At 70.3% G+C, this 20138-nt stretch carries 16 protein-coding genes; 10 read left to right on the top strand and 6 right to left on the bottom strand.

Annotation, left to right across the window (positions count from 1 at the left end; translation table 11 throughout):
- Position 1 precedes the first annotated feature (1 nt).
- Positions 2–817, top strand: a complete 816-nt coding sequence (locus ABEA30_RS13655) for a Cof-type HAD-IIB family hydrolase (RefSeq protein ID WP_345583779.1) — start codon at positions 2–4, stop codon at positions 815–817.
- On the opposite strand, the gene ABEA30_RS13650 is transcribed toward ABEA30_RS13655, so the two are convergent.
- The 4 genes from ABEA30_RS13650 to ABEA30_RS13635 are packed head-to-tail and all read right to left on the bottom strand — an operon-like array spanning position 804 to position 3927.
- Complete coding sequence (locus tag ABEA30_RS13650) at positions 804–1229, bottom strand: Fur family transcriptional regulator (protein ID WP_345583777.1); 426 nt, start codon at positions 1227–1229, stop codon at positions 804–806. The genes ABEA30_RS13655 and ABEA30_RS13650 overlap by 14 nt on opposite strands.
- Positions 1216–2202 carry a metal ABC transporter permease gene (locus tag ABEA30_RS13645; protein WP_345583775.1) on the bottom strand — a complete coding sequence of 329 codons (987 nt, stop codon included), beginning with the start codon at positions 2200–2202 and terminating at the stop codon, positions 1216–1218. The genes ABEA30_RS13650 and ABEA30_RS13645 overlap by 14 nt, the downstream gene beginning before the upstream one ends.
- A complete protein-coding gene (locus ABEA30_RS13640; protein ID WP_345583773.1) occupies positions 2199–2951 on the bottom strand; it encodes a metal ABC transporter ATP-binding protein in 753 nt (250 codons plus the stop codon). Before ABEA30_RS13640 ends, ABEA30_RS13645 begins: the two co-directional genes overlap by 4 nt.
- The gene (locus tag ABEA30_RS13635) at positions 2938–3927 is read right to left on the bottom strand and encodes a metal ABC transporter substrate-binding protein (RefSeq protein ID WP_345583771.1); all 990 of its coding nucleotides are present in this window, start codon (positions 3925–3927) and stop codon (positions 2938–2940) included. The genes ABEA30_RS13640 and ABEA30_RS13635 overlap by 14 nt, the downstream gene beginning before the upstream one ends.
- Before the next feature lie 52 nt (positions 3928–3979).
- Between ABEA30_RS13635 and ABEA30_RS13630 the strand changes: the two genes are divergently transcribed.
- The 4 genes from ABEA30_RS13630 to ABEA30_RS13615 all read left to right on the top strand — a co-directional run bounded on the left by ABEA30_RS13630 (position 3980) and on the right by ABEA30_RS13615 (position 8014).
- Complete coding sequence (locus ABEA30_RS13630) at positions 3980–4279, top strand: antibiotic biosynthesis monooxygenase family protein (protein WP_345583769.1); 300 nt, start codon at positions 3980–3982, stop codon at positions 4277–4279.
- Between the two features lie 65 nt (positions 4280–4344).
- Complete coding sequence (gene dusB / locus ABEA30_RS13625) at positions 4345–5496, top strand: tRNA dihydrouridine synthase DusB (protein ID WP_345583767.1); 1152 nt, start codon at positions 4345–4347, stop codon at positions 5494–5496.
- Between the two features lie 73 nt (positions 5497–5569).
- A complete protein-coding gene (locus tag ABEA30_RS13620; RefSeq protein WP_386085080.1) occupies positions 5570–6868 on the top strand; it encodes a citrate synthase in 1299 nt (432 codons plus the stop codon).
- 39 nt (positions 6869–6907) lie between these two features.
- Positions 6908–8014, top strand: a complete 1107-nt coding sequence (locus ABEA30_RS13615; protein ID WP_345583763.1) for an HD domain-containing protein — start codon at positions 6908–6910, stop codon at positions 8012–8014.
- A 29-nt stretch (positions 8015–8043) separates the two neighbouring features.
- On the opposite strand, the gene ABEA30_RS13610 is transcribed toward ABEA30_RS13615, so the two are convergent.
- Entirely contained in the window at positions 8044–8772 is a 729-nt protein-coding gene (locus ABEA30_RS13610; RefSeq protein WP_386085084.1) for an ABC transporter permease, read from the bottom strand.
- A gap of 93 nt (positions 8773–8865) precedes the next feature.
- Here ABEA30_RS13610 and dnaG point away from each other — a divergent pair, with 93 nt between their 5' ends.
- The gene (gene dnaG, locus ABEA30_RS13605; protein ID WP_345583759.1) at positions 8866–10701 is read left to right on the top strand and encodes a DNA primase; all 1836 of its coding nucleotides are present in this window, start codon (positions 8866–8868) and stop codon (positions 10699–10701) included.
- A 26-nt stretch (positions 10702–10727) separates the two neighbouring features.
- Here dnaG and ABEA30_RS13600 read toward each other — a convergent pair whose 3' ends face one another.
- Positions 10728–11564 (bottom strand): sigma factor-like helix-turn-helix DNA-binding protein, encoded by an 837-nt coding sequence (locus ABEA30_RS13600; RefSeq protein WP_345583757.1) that lies wholly within the window; start codon positions 11562–11564, stop codon positions 10728–10730.
- Positions 11565–11669: 105 nt separating this feature from the next.
- On the opposite strand from ABEA30_RS13600, the gene ABEA30_RS13595 reads away from it, so the two are divergent.
- The 4 genes from ABEA30_RS13595 (at position 11670) to ABEA30_RS13580 (ending at position 19923) form a co-directional block, all read left to right on the top strand.
- Positions 11670–12167, top strand: coding sequence for a hypothetical protein (locus ABEA30_RS13595; RefSeq protein ID WP_345583755.1), 498 nt, complete (start codon positions 11670–11672; stop codon positions 12165–12167).
- A 171-nt stretch (positions 12168–12338) separates the two neighbouring features.
- Complete coding sequence (gene gltB, locus ABEA30_RS13590) at positions 12339–16868, top strand: glutamate synthase large subunit (RefSeq protein WP_345583753.1); 4530 nt, start codon at positions 12339–12341, stop codon at positions 16866–16868.
- Complete coding sequence (locus ABEA30_RS13585; protein WP_345583751.1) at positions 16861–18327, top strand: glutamate synthase subunit beta; 1467 nt, start codon at positions 16861–16863, stop codon at positions 18325–18327. The genes gltB and ABEA30_RS13585 overlap by 8 nt, the downstream gene beginning before the upstream one ends.
- A gap of 12 nt (positions 18328–18339) precedes the next feature.
- Positions 18340–19923, top strand: a complete 1584-nt coding sequence (locus tag ABEA30_RS13580; RefSeq protein WP_386085087.1) for an aspartate:alanine exchanger family transporter — start codon at positions 18340–18342, stop codon at positions 19921–19923.
- Positions 19924–20138: the final 215 nt, after the last annotated feature.

Raw genomic sequence — 20138 nt, 5'->3', positions numbered from 1 at the left:
CATGGCACGACTCCTGGCGACCGACGTCGACGGCACGCTGATCACCACCTCCCACCAGATCTCGGAGCGGACCCGCGCGGCCTTCCGCGCGGCCAAGGACGCCGGCATCGAGGTGATGGCGATCTCGGGGCGGCAGCCCTACTCGATCGCCGCCATCGTCGACGGCACCGCGCTCGACGGCGACGCCATCGGCTCCAACGGCGCCGTGGCGATGAACCTCGACTCCCGCCGGGTGCTGTTCGAGGAGACCATGGAACTGGCCTCGCAGCGCGAGATCGCCGACCGGATGCTGGAACTGTTCCCGGGCATCAAGGTGGTCTCCGTCCGGTCGGCCGGCAACAGCTACATGGCGGAGGAGGGCTACACGGGCCTCCAGGGCCCGGGTGCGCTGGAGACCCTGTGGCCGGTGCGCCACTGGTTCGGCCCGCGGCACGAGGTGCTGGCGGAGCCGTCGCTCAAGCTGGTGCTCCGCGACGACGACGTGGCCCCCGACGACCTGTTGGCCGCGGCGCGTGAACTCGCGGTGCCCGGCTGTCACGCCACCACGTCCGGCGCGCCGTTCCTCGAGGTTGGTCGCGACGGCGTGACCAAGGCCAGTGCGCTGGCCCGCTACTGCGAGGCCCGGGGCATCGACCGCAGCGACGTGGTGGTGTTCGGCGACAACATCAACGACCTCGAGATGCTGCGCTGGGCCGGGCTGGGCGTCGCCATGGCCAACGGGGAGCCCGAGGCGCGGGCCGCCGCAGACCACGTGACCCTGAGCAACGACGACGACGGGGTCGCCGTCGTCATCGAGGAGATCCTCAGCCGAGACTGACCTGCTGCTTCGAGCAGTCGCGGCAGAGGCCGAAGATCTCCAACTCGTGGCCCGCGTCGGTGAAGCCGTGCTTGCGCGCCATCAGCGCCGCCCACTCCTCGACCTCATCGGCCTGGATCTCGACCGAATAGCCGCAGGAGCGGCAGACCATGTGGTGGTGGTGCCCCTTCGAGCAGGACCGGTAGGCCAGCTCGCCCTCGGGGGTGCGCAGCACGTCGACCTCGTCGGCCTCGGCCATCGCCTGCAGGGCCCGGTACACGGTCGCGAGACCCACCTTGGCGCCCTCGTCGCGGAGCAGGTCGTGCACCTGCTGTGCGGTGCGGAACTCCTCGACGCGTTCCATCAGGTCGCGGACGGCGGCTCGCTGCCAGGTGTGACGCGTGGCGGTGCGGGGGGTGTCAGTGCTCGTCATAGTGATCTCCGTGCCGGGCGTGTCGGTGCCCGTCGTGGACGTAGTCGAGGTGGTCGCCGTGCTGGATGACGGTGACACCTTGCTGGTGTGCGTGCCTGTCGTCGTGGTTCTCGGCGGGCTCGTGCGGGTGCTGTCCGTGGTCCTCGACGTACGGGATGAAACGGTTCGCGCGCCGCAACCTGTTGCCCACCAACCAGGACACGCCGAGCAGGACGATGGAGGTCACGACGATGGTGGCGCCCGTGGCGGTATCGAGGTAGAAGGAACCGACGGTGCCGCCGACTGCCGCGAGCGCCCCGATCCCCATCGCGCCGAAGAACGAGGCCGTGAAGCCCACGAACGACTGCTGAGCGGTCGCCACGGGGATCACCATCAGGGCGCTGATCAGCAGGAGGCCGACGGTGCGCATGGACACGGTGACCGTCACGGCGGCGAGCACCACCACGAGGAGGTTGAGCCACTTGACCCGGATGCCCAGCACCTGGGCGTAGGCCTCGTCGACCGAGACCGCGAACAGCCGCGGTGCCAGGCTGATGGTGATGCCGAGGATGATCACGGCCAGCACGACGATCACGTAGATCTCGGCCTGGGTCACGGACGTGAGCGACCCGAAGAGGAAGCCCGAGAGGCCGGCGGCGCCCTGCCCAGCGATGCCGGCCATCAGGACGCCGGAGGCGAGGCCGCCGTAGAACAGGATGGCCAGCGCGAGGTCGCCGGAGGCCTTGCCGTGCTGGCGGAGCAACTCGACGATGACCGCACCGATCACGCAGGTCAGCACGGCCAGCGGCAGGGGTGCGGTGCCGGTCATGAGCGCCAGGCCGACGCCCATGATGGCGACGTGGCCGAGGCCGTCGCCGAGCAGGCTCATCTTGCGCTGGACGATGAAGGTGCCCATGGCCGGCGCGATGAGCCCGCTGAGCAGCGCCGCGACGAGGGCGCGTTGCATGAAGGGGAGCGTGAGGATGTCGATCATGCGAGCACTCCCGAGATGGGATCCGTCACGCCGAAGGCGGAGGCAGGTTCCTCGTCGACGGCGCACGCCGCGGCCGAGGGGTGCTCGTCGTCGACGACCCGGCCGTCGCAGAGCGTGACGGACCGGCTGAGGATGGGGTCCATGTAGCCGCGCTCGTGGAGCACGACCAGCAGGGCCAACCCGTCGTCGCGCAACCGGCCCAGCAGCCCGGCCAGTCCCGACTGGCTGTGCAGGTCGACGCCGGCGAGCGGCTCGTCCATGACGAGGAGGTCGGGGTGCGAGGCGAGGGCGCGGGCGATGAGGACGCGCTGCTTCTGGCCGCCCGACAGGGAGCCGAACGGCCAGTGCATGCGATCCTTGAGCCCCACGAGCTCGAGTGCTTCGTCGAGCGCCACCTTGTCGTCGCGGCCCAGCCACTGGAACGGCTTGCGATGCGCGAGGCGACCCGACGCGGCGATCTCGCGGACGGTGGCGTTCGGCACCGTGATGGCCGAATGCTGCGGCACGTAACCCACCCGCCACCAGTCACGGAACCCGGGCAGGTGCTCGCCGAACAGCTCGACGGTGCCCTCCTGGTAGGGCACGAGGCCCAGCAGCGTCTTGATGAGCGTGGACTTGCCGGAGCCGTTGCCGCCCAGCAGCGCGACGGCCTCGCCACTGTCCACGTGGATGCTCACGTCGCGCAGGATCGGCATGCCGCCCAGCGACACGAAGAGCCCCCGCGCGTCGAGCGGGTCAGTTGCATTCATTGGCACTCCTCAGCGCCTCCAGGTTGGCGCGCATGATGGAAGGGTAGTCCTCGCCGGGGGAGTCGTCGGTCACTCCCTCCAGCGGGTCGAGCACTGCGGTCTTGAGGCCCAGGTCGCCGGCGATGGACCGGGCGACCGCGTCGGAGGTCAGGGTCTCGAAGAAGATCGTCGTCACGCCGTGGCGCTCGGCCTCCTCGTGCACCTCGGCGATGCGGGCGGGCGAGGGCTCGCCGTCGGGGTTGATGCCGGAGATGCCGATCTCCTCCAGGTCATAGCGGTCTGCCAGGTACTGGAAGGCGGCGTGCGTCGTGATGAACTCACGGCGCTGGCACTCTGCCAGGCCGTCGCGGTACTCCTGGTCGAGGGCTTCGAGTTCGGCGACGGCGGCAGCGGCGTTGGCGCGGTAGGTCTCGGCGTGTTCCGCGTCCACCTCGGCGAGTCGTTCCGCGATGGCCTCCACGACGGTGCCCATGCGCTCGGGGTCGAGCCAGAAGTGGGGGTCGAAGTCGCCGTGGTCGTGGGCGTCCTCCTCGGCGTGGGCGTCCTCCTCGGCGTGCTCGTCTTCCACGTGCTCGTCTTCCGCGTGCTCGTCGTGGGCATGTGCTTCGGCGATGGGGGCGAGCGTGATGACGTCCGCCACGTCCAGCGCCCGTTCGGTGCCGGTCTGCGCCACGGCCGAGTCGACCTCGGGCTGGAACTTGTCCAGGTAGACCACGAGATCCGACTCGGTGAGGGAGGCGATCTGGCGGGGGGTCAACTCGAGGCCGTGGGCTTCGCCGCCCGGCTTGGTCAGCACCTCGACGCTGCCCGCCGTGTCGCCCAGCACCCGCTCGGTTGCCCACTGCAGCGGGTAGAACGCCGCGGTGACGGTGGGCCCGTCACCGCCCGCGGCTCCGGAGGAAGGGGAACCGCAGGCGGTGAGGACGAGGGCGGAGGCCGCGGCGGCGACGAGGGAGGCACGGATGCTGAGCTTCATGAGAACCATTATCAACAGAGGGGCGCCGGGAGTCAAACGGTAGGGTGGGACCATGCTCGCCATCAGCCGCTTCGCGTCTCCGGGCCACGGCTTCGCCGCCGAGGCCGCCCCCGCCGTCGAGTGGTGGGCGCAGCGCCCCGGCTGCCTCAGCATGGACCTGGTGCAGAACCTCGACGACCCGGAGCTCTGGGCGCTGGTGTCGCGCTGGGAGTCGGTCGGCGCATACCGGCGGTCGTTCAGCGGCTACGACGCCAAGATGCTGCTCACCCCGCTGCTGTCGCGCGCCATCGACGAGCCCAGCGCCTTCCTGCCACCCGAGGAGCTCGGCGAGAACGTGCCCCGCGGCCTCTGACGGTTCGGGCTCGCGGTGGGCCAACGGTTAGACTGGTCCGTCGCCGACCCCCGAGGAAACACCCCATGACCGTCACCGCCGCACCCCTGCGCCTGCACGCCCCGAGCAACCCCGACGCCGTCGTCGTGGACCTGCCCGTCGTGTTGGCGCCCATGGCGGGCGTGACGAATGCGGCGTATCGGCAGCTGTGCCGTGAGCAGGGCGCCGGCCTCTACGTCTGCGAGATGATCACCTCGCGCGGGCTGGTCGTCGGGGACCAGAAGACCCGCGACATGCTCCAGTTCGACCCGGGTGAGACCACGCGCTCCGTTCAGCTCTACGGCGTCGACGCCGACGCGATGGCCGGCGCAGCGCGCGTCCTCATCACGGAGCACCGGGTGGACCACATCGACCTCAACTTCGGTTGCCCGGTGCCCAAGGTCACCCGCAAGGGCGGCGGCGGCGTCCTGCCGTACAAGCGCGACCGGCTGCGAGCCATCGTGCGGGAGACCGTCAAGGCCGCAGACGAGTTCGGCGTACCCGTGACCATCAAGACCCGCATCGGCATCGACGACGACCATGAGACGTTCCTGGACGCCGGCCGCATCGCACAGGAGGAGGGTGCCGCAGCCATCGCCCTGCACGGCCGCACGGTGCAGCAGGCCTACTCCGGCGAGGCCGACTGGGCACGCATCAAGGAGCTGGTCGACGAGGTCGACATCCCGGTGCTCGGCAACGGCGACATCTGGGAGGCCGAGGACGCCCTGCGCATGATGGCCGAGACCGGCTGCGACGGCGTGGTGATCGGCCGCGGCTGCCTCGGCCGCCCGTGGTTGTTCGGCGACCTGGCTGCCGCCTTCCGCGGCGAGGGCCAGCGGCTGCGCCCGAAGCTGGGCGAGGTCGGCCAGATGCTGCTGCGGCACGCCGAGCTGCTGACCCGGGTGATGGGGCCCCGGGGCATCGTGGACCTGCGCAAGCACATGGCCTGGTACTTCAAGGGCTACCCGGTGGGTGAGCTGCGGCGACGGTTCGCCATGGTCTCGTCCGTCGAGGAGCTCGCGGAACTGGTGGGCCTCCTGGACGCCGACGCCGAGTTCCCCGTCGCGGAACTGGGCACTCCCCGCGGGCGGCAGGGTTCGCCCCGCGGGAAGGTGGTGCTGCCGCACGGCTGGTACGACGACACCTCGGGCTGTGAGCTGGACCTCTCGGAGGCCGAACTGGACGTCTCGGGCGGTTAACGCAACCCCCGGGGAGGACGGCGACGCCCTGTCGGTAGGTTGGGGGTCCCGGCCCATCAATGCGGGCCTCGCCATGGAGGTGCCCATGCAGGAATTTGCCACCATCATCATCGACGGCGTCGAGCACCGGCTCCCGATCGTCACCGGGACCGAGGGTGAACGCGCCATCGACATCTCCCGGCTGAGGAAGGACACCGGCCTCATCACGCTCGATGACGGCTATGCCAATACCGGGTCCGCGAAGTCGGCCATCACGTTCATCGACGGCGAGAAGGGCATCCTGCGCTACCGCGGGGTGCCGATCGAGGACCTCGCTGAGCGTTCCAGCTTCATCGAGACCGCCGAACTGCTGATCTTCGGTGAACTGCCGGACGAGGAGGAGCGGGCGGACTTCCGCTCGCTGCTCACGGAGAACTCGGCGCTGCACCGCGACATGCGCAAGCACTTCGACGGCTTCCCGGTCAACGCGCACCCCATGAGCATCCTGTCGGCGATGGTCAACGCGCTCCAGGCGCACGACATCCCCGAGCACCGGTTCACGGACGAGAACGGATTCCGCGAGGCGGCCGCCAGCCTGCTGGCCAAGACCCGCACCATCGCGGCGGCCTCGTACAAGTCCCACATCGGGCAGCCCATCGCGTACCCCCGCTATGACCTGCCGTACGCGGAGAACTTCCTCCACATGATGTTCTCCGTGCCGTATCGGGACTACGAGGCCACCCCCGAGGTGGCGCACGCGCTCAACATGTTCCTGGTGCTGCACGCCGACCACGAGCAGAACTGCTCGACCTCGACGGTGCGCATGGTGGCGTCGTCCGGCGCCAACCTGTACGCGTCGGTCTCGGCCGGCATCAACGCGCTGTGGGGGCCGCTGCACGGCGGCGCGAACATGGGCGTCATCGACATGCTCGAGCACATCCACGAGGGCTCCTGGACGGCCAAGCAGTACGTCGACCGGGCCAAGGACAAGCACTCGGGCGTCAAGCTGATGGGCTTTGGGCACCGCGTCTACCGCAACTTCGACCCGCGGGCGAGGATCCTCAAGGAGGCCGCGCACAACCTCCTCGACGCGATGCACATCGACGACCCCCTGCTCGACATCGCCCGTGAGGTGGAGCAGGCGGCGCTGGCCGACGACTACTTCGCCTCGCGCCAGCTGTACCCCAACGTCGACTTCTACTCCGGCATCATCCTGCGGGCCATCGGCATCCCGCTCGACATGTTCACCGTCCTGTTCGCGATCGGACGCACGCCGGGCTGGATCGCGCACTGGAAGGAGGTCGCCGACGACCCCAGGCAGCGGATCAACCGCCCGCGGCAGGTCTACGTCGGGCCGAACCTCTCCCAGTGGGTGCCGCGCGCCGAGCGTTGATCGGCACGGGGTCCCCGCAGCCCGTTAGGGTGGGGGTCGATGAACGAGATCCTGCCCCGCACCAAGCTCTGGGCGCACACCATGCGCGGCCACGGCGACGAGGTGATCACCGCGCACCAGTCGTCGTCGGCCAGCGTGCGCACCAGGGCGGCCCGGGCGCGCGAGCAGCGTGAAGAACTGGAGCGGGCGCTCTACGTGCCCGAGGCCACGTTCGCCAGTGGGGCAGGCAACCGGGCACGGGAGGAGGCGCCCGACAGGTTCCGCACCTGCTTCGAGCGTGATCGTGACCGCATCGTGCACTCGGCGGCGTTCCGCCGGCTCGCGGGCAAGACCCAGGTGGTGGTCTACCCGACGGACCACCAACGCACGCGGCTGACCCACGCCATCGAGGTGGCGCAGTGCGCCATCGCCATGGCGCGCGGCATCGGAGTCAACGTGACGCTCACCGACGCCATCGCGCTGGGCCACGACTGCGGGCACGGCCCCGGTGGGCACGCGTCGGAGGATGCGTTCGACGAGTTCATCGAGACTGGCTACGACCACGGCCCCTGGGGTGCAGACGTGGTGCTGGAGCCGCTCAACCTGACGTTGGAGACCCTCGACGGCATCCGCAACCATTCCTGGTCCCGTCCGGCGCCGGCCACCATCGAGGGGGAGATCGTGAGCTGGGCGGACCGGATCGCGTACTGCGCCCACGACCTCGAGGACGCCGTCTACGCCGGCATCGTCGACCTGGCCGACCTGCCCCCGGTGATCCGGGACGTGGCGGGCACCACCCGTCGGCAGCAGCTGGCCACCTTCATCAACGCGGTGATCGACACCACGGCCGCCACCGGCACCGTCGGCATGGACGCGACCACGGCGGAGGCCCTCTCGGAGTTGCGCCGCTTCAACTACGAGCGGATCTACACCCGGGCCGAGTCGGTGGCACAGTCGACGACGGTGGTGGCGGTGTTGCGGGACCTGGTGAACTTCTACCTCGAGAACCCCAGGGCGCTGCCGCAGGAGTACCACGGCGACGACCTGGTGCGGGGCGCGGTTGCCTATGTCGGCGGCATGACGGACCGGTTCGCCTTCGAACAGGCCCAGCGTCGGTTGGGTTGGGACCCGTCGAAGCTGCCCAGGGGCATCGGCCGCGGGGCCTGATCGTCGCCCAGCCGGGCGCGGGGCGCGCGTCAGGCGTGGAGCTTGTCCGCGAGGTCTGGCGGGAGCAGCCACGTCCTCATGGACAGCCACCGCGCAGCCACGGCGGTGCACACCTGGCCGGCGTTGATGCCCACGAGCACCAGCAGTTGGGCGGCCGCGGCCTCCCAGGCCGAGCCGCCGCCGAGCAGGACGCCGATGTAGGCGCCCGGCAGCGTCACGAGGCCGACGGTGCGGGTCTGGTCGAGCGACGGGATGAGGGCCTCGTGGAGCGTGGGGGAGATGACGTTGCGGATGGCGCCGGAGCGCTCCACGCCCAGCGCCAGCCACGCCTCGTACTCGTCGTGGCGGCTGCGCAGCTCGGCGAAGTTGCGGCGCCCCGTCAGCGTGTGGGCGGTCATCATGTTGCCCACGATGATGCCGGCGATGGGCACGATCGACGGGCCGGTCAACGGAGCGGTGCCGGTGCCGAAGATGATCGCGAGCACCGGCACGGCACCCGCCGCCATCGCCACCGCGACGGCCAGCTGTCCGCGGAGGCCCTTGATTCCGGTGCGTTGCGCGGTGGTGAGGACGCCGACGAGGAACATCAGGAACACGAATGCGAAGGCCAGCGCCCAGTGCGACAGTGCGAACCCGACGATGAACGACACCACGAGCAATTGCACGCCGGCCCGCAGCGCGACCCAGGGGATGGTGCGCCACACGGGCACCCGGCCCCAGAGTGCGACGGCGGCCCCCAGCGCGACCAGCAGCACCAAACCGATGACCAACGGCCAGCCGATTGCTATCTCCATCCCGCCTCCGATCCACCCCGCAGCCTAGCGCTGTCCGATCCGGCTAGAGTTGCGGGCGTGGCTGGCCGGATCAACGAGGAGGACATCGCGGCGGTCCGGGAACGTGCCCGGATCGATGACGTGGTGCGCGACTACGTCATGCTCCGCAACGCCGGCTCTGGCTCCTTCAAGGGGCTGTGCCCCTTCCACGACGAGAAGACGCCCAGCTTCACGGTCACGCCCGCGCGTGGCTTTTACTACTGCTTCGGGTGCGGCGAGGGCGGCGACGTCATCAACTTCCTCATGCGGCAGCAGAACCTGGGCTTCCAGGAGGCCGTGCAGATCCTGGCGGACCGGTTCGGCGTCGAGTTGCGGATCGAGGACGACGGCGCGCCCGGCCAGCAGCCGGGCCTGCGGAAGCGGGTGCTCGAGGCCAACGAGGCGGCGCAGGAGTTCTTCGCAGCCCAACTCGAATCTGCGGAGGCGGTCGAGGGGCGCCGCTTCCTGCACGGCCGGGACTTCGATCGTGCCGTCGCACAACACTTCGGCGTCGGCTACGCCCCGCGCCACGGCTGGGCGCTGCATCAGACGCTGAAGGCGAAGGGCTTCCCTGACGACGTGCTGAAGGCCGCAGGCCTGATCCGCGACGGCGGCCGCGACTTCTTCACCGGCCGGGTGCTCTGGCCGATCCGCGACTCCGCACAGGCCGTGCTCGGCTTCGGGGCGCGCCGGATCTACGACGATGACCGGCTCCCCGCGAAGTACATCAACACGCCGGAGTCGCCCGTCTACAAGAAGTCGCACGTGCTCTACGGCCTGGACCTGGCGCGGCGCGAGATCGGCCGCAAGCAGCAGGCGGTCATCGTCGAGGGCTACACCGATGTCATGGCCGCGCACCTCGCCGGGGTGGAGACCGCCGTCGCGTCCTGCGGGACCGCCTTCGGCGAGGACCACGCGCGGCTCCTGCAGCGGCTCATGGGAAGCCAGGGCGGGCTGCATGGCGAGGTCATCTTCACCTTCGACGGCGACAAGGCCGGGCAGGCCGCGGCGCTCAAGGTGTTCAAGGGCGACCAGAACTTCATCGCGCAGACCTACGTCGCCGTCGAACCCACCGGCCTCGACCCCTGCGACCTGCGCATGCAGCAGGGTGAGGCCGCCGTCCGGGAACTGGTGGCGCGCCGCATCCCGCTCTACCAGTTCGTGATGAACAACATCGCCAAGAGCTATGACCTGGACCGCGCCGACGGCCGGCTCGCCGCCGCCCGCGAGGGTGCCGAACTGATCAGCGCCATCCGTGACCAGTCCCTGGTCAACCAGTACCTGCGCGAGTTGGCCGGAGTGCTAGGCATGGACCTGGACGACGTGCGACGCGAGGCCGGGCGGTTCAACCGCCGTGGCGGCCCCGGCCATGAGCCACCCCCGCCGCCGGAACCGGAGGAGTCCGCCGTCGAACCGGGGTGGCCCAACCCCGACGACCCGCACCTCAGGCTCGAGCGCGACTCCCTCAAGCTCATGCTGCAGCACCCCATCACGTTCGACACGGCGTGGAACTCGGTGCAGGAGGACGACTTCACCCACCCGGGCTACCGCGCGGTGTTCCGCCTGCTGTCCGGCGTGCCGTACGGCGACGGCTGGACGGACCGGGTGCGGGCCGCGGCCCCCAACGACCTGGTCGCCCAGTTGGTCGTCGCGCTGCTCGTGGAGCCGCTGTTCCGAGAGCCGGACGAGAACTACTCACTGGCCCACAGCGCCCGGCTGCAGCTCAGCCGCGTGACCCGCGAGATCGCCGACGTGAAGTCGAGGCTGCAGCGCACAGACCCGGTCAAGGACCCGACGGGGCACCGGGCGCAGTTCGCCCACCTCACCCAGCTGGAGATGAAGCGCAAGGAGCTCCAGCTCGTGGGCCTGGCCTGACGTTGCCGCCCAAGCCCGCTGCGCACTCATCCGACGGCGGCCTCGCCGTACGCGGCAGCCGCCGTCATCCGTTCCCCGGTCAGCAGCAGGCGTGCGGCATCGAGCGCGTCGCGCTCCCACCGGCCCACCGTCGACGGCGAGGCCCGCATCACCTCGGCGATCTGGACCAACGTGTGGGCACGCCCGGCCAGCCCGAACCGCAGTTCCAGCACTCGCCGGTGGCGGGGCGCCAGCAGCGCCAGGAAGTCGAGTTCGTGCTCGGAACCGGGCTCCGGCTGGGGCTGGTTTGCGGCGACGCTCAGCAGCGCCGTGTCCAGGCTCACCATCCTGATCCGGCCGCGGCGGGCGGCGGTGGGGGACAGGCCGAGCGAGGCGACCACCTGGTCGACGGCGGTCTCGGACTCCTCCAGCCCCCTGGCTTCGAGAGCGGCGACGATGGCGCGGGCGGCCCGCCTGTCGGCCCTGCTGACCTGCGGCCTGCCGATCCGGTGGCGCCCGCCGTCGGCCAGGACCCGCATGATGTACTCGTGCACGAACGTGGTGAACCGCAGCTGGCGCGTGTGGTCGAACCGGCGGATCGCCTCGCTCACCGCCACGCAGCAGTCCTGGAACAACTCGTCCTCCGGCAACGCGGACAGGTAGGACGTGCGGCGGGCGTACTTCAGGGCCATGCGGATGCCCACCCAGGCGAAGCGCTCGGCGGCCTGCCGGCCGGATTCCACGACGGCCTGCAACCCCTCGTCGGAAGCACCCTGCTCCAAGAGGTGACGCGCGTAGACGCCGGCCTCGACGGCACGGGCCAACTCAGCGTCCTCCCCGGGCGCGAGCGTCACGTGGGGGAGGTCGAGTTCAGGTATCTTCATGCCGCCCACCCTGCTGGCGCGGCGGAGCACCCCGACGCACCCCCGGTGGGCTGTGGAGAAGCAGCAACGGACAACACTTCTTATCCACAGGGCACAATGGTGGCCATGGCGATCTTCAAGCGGCCCACCCGCGTCGACTTCTCCGGGCTCGAGACCCTCCTCGGGGCCAAACCCCAGGTGCTCGCCCATGGCGTCGGTGACGCCGACCTCGTGCTGGCCGTCACCAGGGAGGAACTCGCGCTGCGGCGCGACGGGCAGTGGAGCGTGTGGCGCTGGGAGCGCGTCGCCGGCGGCTCGTGGAACGGCGACACGTCGACCTTCAGGTGGCGCACGATGGACAATGAGCGCTTCGACGCCGTCCTCACCGAGGAGAACCGGGTGCCGGAGGCCTTCCGCGAACGGGTGCTGGCCTCGACGCTGGTGCAGTCCGTCGTGGATGCCAGCCCCCGGGGCCAGGTGCAGGTGATCGGCCGGCGCGACCTCTCAGCCAATCCGCAGACCCACTGGTACGCGGTGCCCTCAGGTGGGGCCGATCTCAACGATCCGCACACCAGGGAGGCCGTCGTCACGGAGACCGACCGGCTGCGGACCGAGTACTTCTAGGACCTCTGGACGGGGCCCGGGCCGACGTTTCGTTTCGGTTGCGTTACAAGCTTTTTAAGCTCTTTCGTATGACCCCGGATTGCGTTGCGCCGGAAAAAGTCACGGACTTACTGTACTTTCCGGCCACCGGGAGCCGGTGGTGTCACGCCCCGAATCCCAGGAGGTTCCGCCATGACGAGACGTGTGTTCCCACAGCGCGAAAAGGTCGGCCTCTACGATCCCGTCAACGAGCACGACGCGTGCGGCGTGGCCTTCGTGGCGCACCTCGACGGCGTCGCCCGACACGACATCGTGGCCAAGGGCCTCGAGGCCCTGCGCAACCTCGACCACCGCGGCGCCACCGGTGCCGACGAGGCGGCAGGTGACGGCGCCGGCATCCTGATCCAGGTCCCCGACGCGTTCCTGCGCGGGGCGCTCGACGTCAAGCTCCCCGACGCCGGGGAGTACGCCGTCGGCATGGCGTTCCTGCCCGCCGACGAGGCGGAGCGCGCCGAGGCGAAGAGGGCCATCGAGGCCATCGCCGATGAGGTCGAACTCGACGTGCTGGCCTGGCGGGAGGTCCCCGTCGACACCCGCACGCTGTCGCCGATCTCGGTGGGCGTCATGCCCCACTTCGAGCACCTCGTCGTCGCCGGGCGCGAGGACCAGGCGGGCATCGACCTGGACCGGTTCACGTTCGTGCTGCGGCGCCGCGTCCAGCACGAGGTGGGCGTCTACTTCGCCTCACTGTCGTCGCGCACGCTCGTCTACAAGGGCATGCTGACCACCGACCAGCTCGAGGAGGTCTTCCCCGAGCTGCACGACGACCGCATCGCCTCGGCCATCGCGCTGGTGCACTCGCGGTTCTCCACCAACACGTTCCCCGCCTGGGAGTTGGCGCACCCGTACCGGATGATCGCCCACAACGGCGAGATCAACACCGTGCGCGGCAACCGCAACTGGATGCGGGCCCGCGAGGCGCTGCTGACCAGCGACAAGTTCCCCGGCTCGTTGACGAGGCTGTTCCCCATCTGCACCCCTGACGGCTCGGACTCGGCGTCGTTCGACGAGGTGCTGGAGCTGCTGCACCTGGGCGGCCGCTCGCTGCCGCACGCCGTGCTGATGATGATCCCGGAGGCGTGGGAGTCGCACGCCGAGATGGATCCCGACAGGCGCGCCTTCTACGAGTACCACTCGATGATCATGGAGCCCTGGGACGGGCCTGCCTGCATGACGTTCACCGACGGCTCGGTCATCGGCGCCTGCCTCGACCGCAACGGCCTGCGCCCCGGGCGCTACTGGGAGACCCGCGACGGCCTCGTCGTGTTCGCCTCCGAGGCCGGCGTGCTGCCGATCCCGCAGGCCGACGTCGTGCGCAAGGGCCGGCTGCAGCCCGGCCGCATGCTGCTGGTCGACCTCGAGCGCCACGCCGTCGTCTCCGATGACGACGTCAAGGGCGCGCTCGCCGCCGAGCACCCGTACCGGCAGTGGGTGGCCGACAACAAGATCGAGCTCGACGCACTGCCCAGCCGCGCGCACATCGTCCACTCGCACGCCTCTGTCACGCGCCGACAGCAGGTCTTCGGCTACACGCACGAGGAGTTGCGCGCGATCATCGCGCCGATGGCCAACACCGGCGTCGAGGCCATCGGGTCGATGGGCACCGACGCGCCCATCGCCGTGCTCAGCCGCCGGCCCCGACTGATCTTCGACTACTTCAAGCAGCTGTTCGCGCAGGTCACCAACCCCCCGCTCGACGCCATCCGCGAGGAGCTCGTCACGTCGTTGACGGCGAAGATCGGCCCTGAGCGCAACCTGCTGGAGCCGGCGCCCGAGGCGGCGCGCATGATCATCATGAACCGCCCGATCATCGACTCCGAACAGCTCGCCAAGATCGTGCGCCTCGGCCGCGACGGCGACCTGCCGGGCTACGCCACGCACGTCGTGCGGGGCCTGTACAAGGTGGCCGGCGGCGGGCGGTCCCTGGCGCGCAAGCTGGAGGAGATCTGCGACGAGGTCTCCGCCGCCATCCGCGGCGGCGCCCGCGCCATCGTCCTGTCGGACCGCCACTCGACGGCGGAACTGGCCCCCATCCCGTCGCTGCTGCTGACCGCCGCCGTGCACCACCACCTCGTGCGCGAGAAGACCCGCACCCAGGTGGGCCTCGTGGTCGAGGCCGGCGACGTGCGCGAGGTGCACCACGTCGCGCTGCTGCTGGGCTACGGCGCGGCCGCCGTCAACCCGTACCTCGTGTTCGAGTCTGCCGAGGACCTGGCCCGCCGCGAGATCTACGTTGACGTCTCGCCGGAGAAGGCCATCGCCAACGTGGCCAAGGCCCTGTCGAAGGGCGTGCTCAAGGTGATGAGCAAGATGGGCGTCAGCACCGTGGCGTCCTACACAGGCGCGCAGATCTTCGAGTGCGTCGGCCTCAGCGAGCAGGTCGTCGGGAAGTACTTCACCGGCACCACCAGCCGACTGGGCGGCCTCAGCCTCGATGACCTCGCCGAGGAGATCAGGGCCCGCCACCTGCTCGGGTACCCGGCCGACGGCATCCCGCTGGCGCACCGCGACCTGCTCGACGGCGGCGAGTACCAGTGGCGCCGCGAGGGCGAGCCGCACCTGTTCGACCCGGAGACGGTGTTCCGCCTCCAGCACTCGACGCAGACCGGCGACTACGAGGCGTTCAAGAAGTACTCCGCCCTCGTCAACGACAACTCGGCGCGCATCATGACGCTGCGCTCCCTCATGGAGCTCAAGGGCGCTGAACCCATCAGCATCGACGAGGTGGAGCCGGTCAGTGAGATCGTCAAGCGGTTCTCCACCGGCGCGATGAGCTACGGCTCGATCTCGATGGAGGCGCACCAGACGCTCGCCGTCGCCATGAACCGCCTGGGCGCCAAGTCCAACACCGGCGAGGGCGGAGAGGACCCCGAGCGCCTGCACGACCCGCTGCGTCGCTCCGCCATCAAGCAGGTGGCCTCCGGCCGCTTCGGCGTCACCTCGGAGTACCTCACCTACGCCGACGACATCCAGATCAAGATGGCGCAGGGCGCCAAGCCCGGCGAGGGCGGCCAGCTGCCCGGCAACAAGGTCTATCCCTGGGTGGCCCGCACCCGGCACTCGACGCCCGGCGTCGGGTTGATCTCACCCCCGCCGCACCACGACATCTACTCGATCGAGGACCTCAAGCAGCTCATCCACGACCTCAAGTGCGCCAACCCCTCGGCCCGCATCCACGTCAAGCTCGTCTCCGAGATCGGCGTGGGCACCGTGGCGGCGGGCGTCAGCAAGGCCAAGGCCGACGTCGTGCTCATCTCCGGCCACGACGGCGGCACGGGCGCCGCGCCCCTGACCTCGGTCAAGCACGCCGGCGCCCCGTGGGAGCTCGGCCTGGCGGAGACCCAGCAGACGCTGCTGCTCAACGGGCTGCGCGACCGGATCGTCGTGCAGTGCGACGGCCAGCTCAAGACCGGCCGCGACGTGCTCGTGGCGGCACTGCTGGGTGCCGAGGAGTTCGGCTTCGCGACCGCCCCGCTGGTGGTGTCCGGCTGCGTGATGATGCGCGTGTGCCACAAGGACACCTGCCCGGTGGGCGTGGCCACGCAGAACCCGGAGCTCCGGGGCAAGTTCCACGGCGACCCGGACCACGTGGTCAACTTCTTCGAGTTCATCGCGCAGGAGGTGCGCGAACTGCTCGCCTCGCTGGGGCTGCGCTCGATCGAGGAGGCGGTGGGCCGCGTCGACCTGCTCGACGTCACCCGGGCCGTCGGCCACTGGAAGACCCAGGGCCTCGACCTCTCGCCGATCCTCGCGCAGATCGACGTGCCCGAAGGCACCCGCCTGTACCGCACCGTCGAGCAGGACCACGGCCTCGACGCAAAGCTCGACGTCGAACTCATCCGACTCGCAGAGCCCGCGCTCACACACGGTGAGTTGGTGCGCCACACGCTGCCGGTGCGCAACGTCGACCGCACGGTCGGCACCATGCTGGGCCACCACGTCACCCGCGTCACCGAGGGCGTCGGGCTCGAGCCCGGCACCATCGACTTCACCCTGACCGGGACCGGCGGCCAGAGCTTCGGTGCGTTCCTGCCCCGGGGAGTGACACTGCGCCTGGTCGGCGACTCGAACGACTACTTCGGCAAGGGCCTGTCGGGCGGTCGCCTGATCGTGACCCCGCCGTCGGACGTGTCGTTCGACCCTGCCGAGCAGATCGTGGCGGGCAACGTCATCGCCTACGGCGCCACGTCGGGCCAGCTGTTCCTCCGTGGCCGGGTGGGTGAGCGCTTCTGCGTTCGCAACTCTGGCGCGACCGCCGTCGTCGAGGGCGTGGGCGACCACGGCTGCGAGTACATGACCGGTGGCGAGGTGCTCGTCCTCGGGCCGACCGGGCGCAACTTCGCGGCCGGCATGTCCGGTGGCGTGGCGTGGGTGTTCGACCTCAACCCGCTGCGCCTCAACACCGAACTGGTCGACCCGGTGCAGCTCTCCAACGCCGACGTCGCGCGCGTCCGGGCACTGATGGAGGAGCACCGGCAGGAAACCGGCTCGTCGGTTGCCGACGCGCTGCTGGCACTCGGCGACGACGAACTGGCGCTGCGCTTCACGAAGGTGGAGCCGCGTGACTACGCACGCATCATGGCCGTCCAGGCCCAGTCGCTGGCCGACGGCCTCGACGAGAACCAGACCACCGAGCTGATGATGGAGGCCGCACATGGCTGATCCCAAGGGTTTCATGACCACGCCGCGCGAGGTGGCGGCCCGCCGCCCGGTCGAGGAGCGGATCCACGACTGGAAGGAGGTGTACCCCGGTACGCCCGGCCGGGCCCTGCTGCCGATCATCTCGAAGCAGGCAGGCCGGTGCATGGACTGCGGCATCCCGTTCTGCCACAACGGCTGCCCGCTGGGCAACCTCATCCCCGAGTGGAACGACCTGGTGTGGCGGGGGGAGTGGCAGCCCGCGCTGGAGCGCCTGCACGCCACCAACAACTTCCCGGAGTTCACCGGCCGGCTCTGCCCGGCGCCCTGCGAGACCGCGTGCGTGGTGGGCATCAACCGTGACCCGGTGACCATCAAGAACGTCGAGGTCGCGATCATCGACAAGGCGTGGGACGACTCCCGCGTGGTGCCGCAGCAGCCCGAGTGGCACACCGCCAAGACCGTCGCGGTGGTGGGTTCGGGCCCCGCGGGCCTGGCGGCCGCGCAGCAGCTCACCCGCGCCGGGCACACCGTCGTCGTCTACGAGCGGGCCGACGCCATCGGTGGCCTGTTGCGCTACGGCATCCCCGAGTTCAAGATGGAGAAGTCGGTGCTGAACCGGCGGCTGAAGCAGATGGTGCTCGAGGGCACGCAGTTCAAGACGGGCGTCGAGATCGGCGTCGACATCACCGGTGCCGAGCTGCGGGAGCAGTACGAGGCCGTGGTGCTGGCCATCGGCGCCACCGCAGCGCGCGACCTGCCCGTGCCCGGCCGCGAGCTGGCCGGCATCCACCAGGCGATGGAGTTCCTGCCGCAAGCCAACAGGGTCGCCGTGGGACAGAGCGTCGAGGACCAGATCACGGCCGAGGGCAAGGACGTCGTCATCATCGGTGGCGGTGACACCGGCGCCGACTGCCTCGGCACGTCGATCCGTCAGGGCGCGCGCTCCATCACCCAGCTGGAGATCATGCCGATGCCGCCGGAGCTGAGGCCCGTGGGTCAGCCCTGGCCGACCTACCCGATGACCTTCAAGGTGTCCTCGGCGCACGAGGAGGGCGGCGACCGTGTCTACGCGGTGTCGACCATGCGCTTCGCCGGGGATGACGACGGCCGGGTGGCCGGGCTGGACATCGTCGAGGTCCGCTTCGAGGCCGGGCGCTTCGAGCCGGTCGAGGGCACCGAGCGCCACATCCCCGCCCAGTTGGTGCTGCTCGCGATGGGCTTCACCGGCCCGGAGCAGACCGGCCTGGTGGCGGAGTTGGGCGTCGCCCTCGACGCGCGTGGCAACATCCAGCGCGACGACTCGTACGCCACCAACGTGCCGGGGGTCTTCGTCTGCGGTGACGCCGGTCGCGGCCAGTCGCTGATCGTGTGGGCGATCGCCGAGGGCCGCTCGTGCGCCAGGGGCGTCGACGAGTTCCTCAGCGGGTCGTCCAAGCTGCCGCGGCCCATCGGACCGGAGGTGCGTCAGCTGCTCGCGTGACCGGGGAGTAGCCTGACCGGTGTGCTCGACCTGCTCACCGCCTCGCCCCTGCTGACCATCATGCTGGTGGTGGCGCTCGGCGCTGCCGTCGGCATGATCCCGTTCGGGCCGCTGCGGTTCGGGGCCGCCGGTGCCCTGTTCGTGGGGCTGTTCGTCGGCGCGCTGGAGCCGTCCCTGGGGGAGGGGCTCGGCATCGTCTCGACGCTGGGCCTGGCGCTGTTCGTCTACACGGTGGGCGTCGCGGCTGGGGAGACCTTCTTCGCCGACCTGCGGCGCCAGCTGCCCCTGATGGGGCTGGCCGTGGGCGTCATCGTGGTCGTCACGGTGCTGGCGATCCTGCTCGGCGGTGCCTTCGGGCTCGACGCGGGCCTCATCGCCGGTGTGCTGGCCGGCAGCCTCACGTCGACGCCCGCCCTCGCCGCCGCGACGGAGGCGACGGGCAGTGCCAACGCCGCCGTCGGCTATTCGCTGGGGTACCCGGTGGGCGTGGTGCTGGCGATCGTCGTGGTGGCGATTGTCGTGCAGCGGAAATGGCCCGGGCGCCGCGACGAGGCCTCGGCCAACGCCGAGGGGATCGTCGCAGAATCCGTGGAGGTGGACCGCACGACGTCGCTGCGGCTGGTGCCCGGGTGGGCAGACGAGGCCATCAAGATGAGCTACCTGGTGCGCGACGGCCGAACCCGCGTCGTGTCGCCAGGGGAGGAACTGCTGCCGGGCGACAGGGTGCTGGTGGTCGGCTCGCCCAACGCCGTGGGACGGGCCGTCGAATACCTGGGCACCCGGCTCGACCGGGAACTGACCACCGACCGCGGCTCGGTGGACTTCCGCCGGTTCGTGGTGTCGTCGAACCACGTGGCGGGGCACACCGTGGCCCAGCTGAACCTGCCCGGGCGCTTCGGTGGCGTGATCACCCGCGTGAGGCGGGGTGATGCAGACCTGCTCGCCCGCGACGACCTCGTCCTGCAACTCGGCGACCGCGTGCTCGCCGTGGGGCCGCAGCGCGACCTCGACACGATCGGCAACTTCTTCGGCGACTCCGAGCGCAAGGTCTCGGAGGTCGACGCCCTGGCGCTGGGCCTGGGCCTGGTCCTCGGCCTGCTGCTGGGCACCATCACGGTGCCCCTGCCCGGCGGCATCGACTTCTCGCTCGGCCCCGCGGCGGGGCCGCTGCTGGTGGGCATGGTCCTCGGCGCCATGCACCGCACCGGGCCGCTGCTCTGGTCCATCCCGCTGTCGGTCAACCTCACGATCCGCCAGCTGGGCCTCCTGCTGTTCCTCGCGACGGTGGGCTTGGCCTCCGGCCCGATGTTTGCGCAACAGGCGCTCACGGGAACAGGGCTCAAGGCGGGTGCGCTCGCTGCGGCGATCGTGCTGGTGTCGGCCGTCGCCTACCTGGCCGGGGCCCGGACGATGGGGCTGTCTGCGCCGCGGGCCGCTGGCGGATTCGCTGGGTACATCGGGCAACCGGCCATCCTCGCCTTCGCGAACGAGCGGGTCGACGACGACCGCATCGAAGCCGGCTACGCGGCGCTGTTCGCCCTGGGGATCATCGCCAAGATCGTGGCGGTCCAGGTCATCGCCGCCGTCGTCGGCTGAACCGGCGACGACCGGTCCCCGCTGCGGGCGCACCTCCTGAATGCAGGCGCGCCTGTAGGCCCCATCCCGGTTGGTGATGGGGCTGGCGTGGGGTGTCGGGGGGTTCAGCCGGTGAGGCTTGTGAGGGGGTCGTGGGGGTTGAGCCAGGTGGTGTGGTGGGGGTATGTGTCCCAGGCGGGGTCGTGGGGTGGGGGATCGGTGTAGGGCTTGATGGG

It is taken from the genome of Tessaracoccus lubricantis, assembly GCF_039544535.1.
GTDB classification, from domain to species: Bacteria; Actinomycetota; Actinomycetes; order Propionibacteriales; family Propionibacteriaceae; genus Arachnia; species Arachnia lubricantis.
The sequence above is the reverse complement of the archived record's forward strand: the minus strand, read 5'-3'. Positions and strand labels throughout refer to the sequence as shown.

Bases quoted from the DNA above. Each gene is read 5' to 3' on its own strand.
- ABEA30_RS13585 (WP_345583751.1), top strand. From the start codon at position 16,861: ATGGCTGATCCCAAGGGTTTCATGACCACGCCGCGCGAGGTGGCGGCC.
- gltB (WP_345583753.1), top strand. From the start codon at position 12,339: ATGACGAGACGTGTGTTCCCACAGCGCGAAAAGGTCGGCCTCTACGAT.
- dusB (WP_345583767.1), top strand. From the start codon at position 4,345: ATGACCGTCACCGCCGCACCCCTGCGCCTGCACGCCCCGAGCAACCCC.
- ABEA30_RS13595 (WP_345583755.1), top strand. From the start codon at position 11,670: ATGGCGATCTTCAAGCGGCCCACCCGCGTCGACTTCTCCGGGCTCGAG.
- ABEA30_RS13645 (WP_345583775.1), bottom strand. From the start codon at position 2,202: ATGATCGACATCCTCACGCTCCCCTTCATGCAACGCGCCCTCGTCGCG.
- ABEA30_RS13615 (WP_345583763.1), top strand. From the start codon at position 6,908: ATGAACGAGATCCTGCCCCGCACCAAGCTCTGGGCGCACACCATGCGC.
- ABEA30_RS13620 (WP_386085080.1), top strand. From the start codon at position 5,570: ATGGAGGTGCCCATGCAGGAATTTGCCACCATCATCATCGACGGCGTC.
- ABEA30_RS13640 (WP_345583773.1), bottom strand. From the start codon at position 2,951: ATGAATGCAACTGACCCGCTCGACGCGCGGGGGCTCTTCGTGTCGCTG.
- ABEA30_RS13635 (WP_345583771.1), bottom strand. From the start codon at position 3,927: ATGAAGCTCAGCATCCGTGCCTCCCTCGTCGCCGCCGCGGCCTCCGCC.
- ABEA30_RS13650 (WP_345583777.1), bottom strand. From the start codon at position 1,229: ATGACGAGCACTGACACCCCCCGCACCGCCACGCGTCACACCTGGCAG.
- ABEA30_RS13630 (WP_345583769.1), top strand. From the start codon at position 3,980: ATGCTCGCCATCAGCCGCTTCGCGTCTCCGGGCCACGGCTTCGCCGCC.
- ABEA30_RS13655 (WP_345583779.1), top strand. From the start codon at position 2: ATGGCACGACTCCTGGCGACCGACGTCGACGGCACGCTGATCACCACC.
- ABEA30_RS13600 (WP_345583757.1), bottom strand. From the start codon at position 11,564: ATGAAGATACCTGAACTCGACCTCCCCCACGTGACGCTCGCGCCCGGG.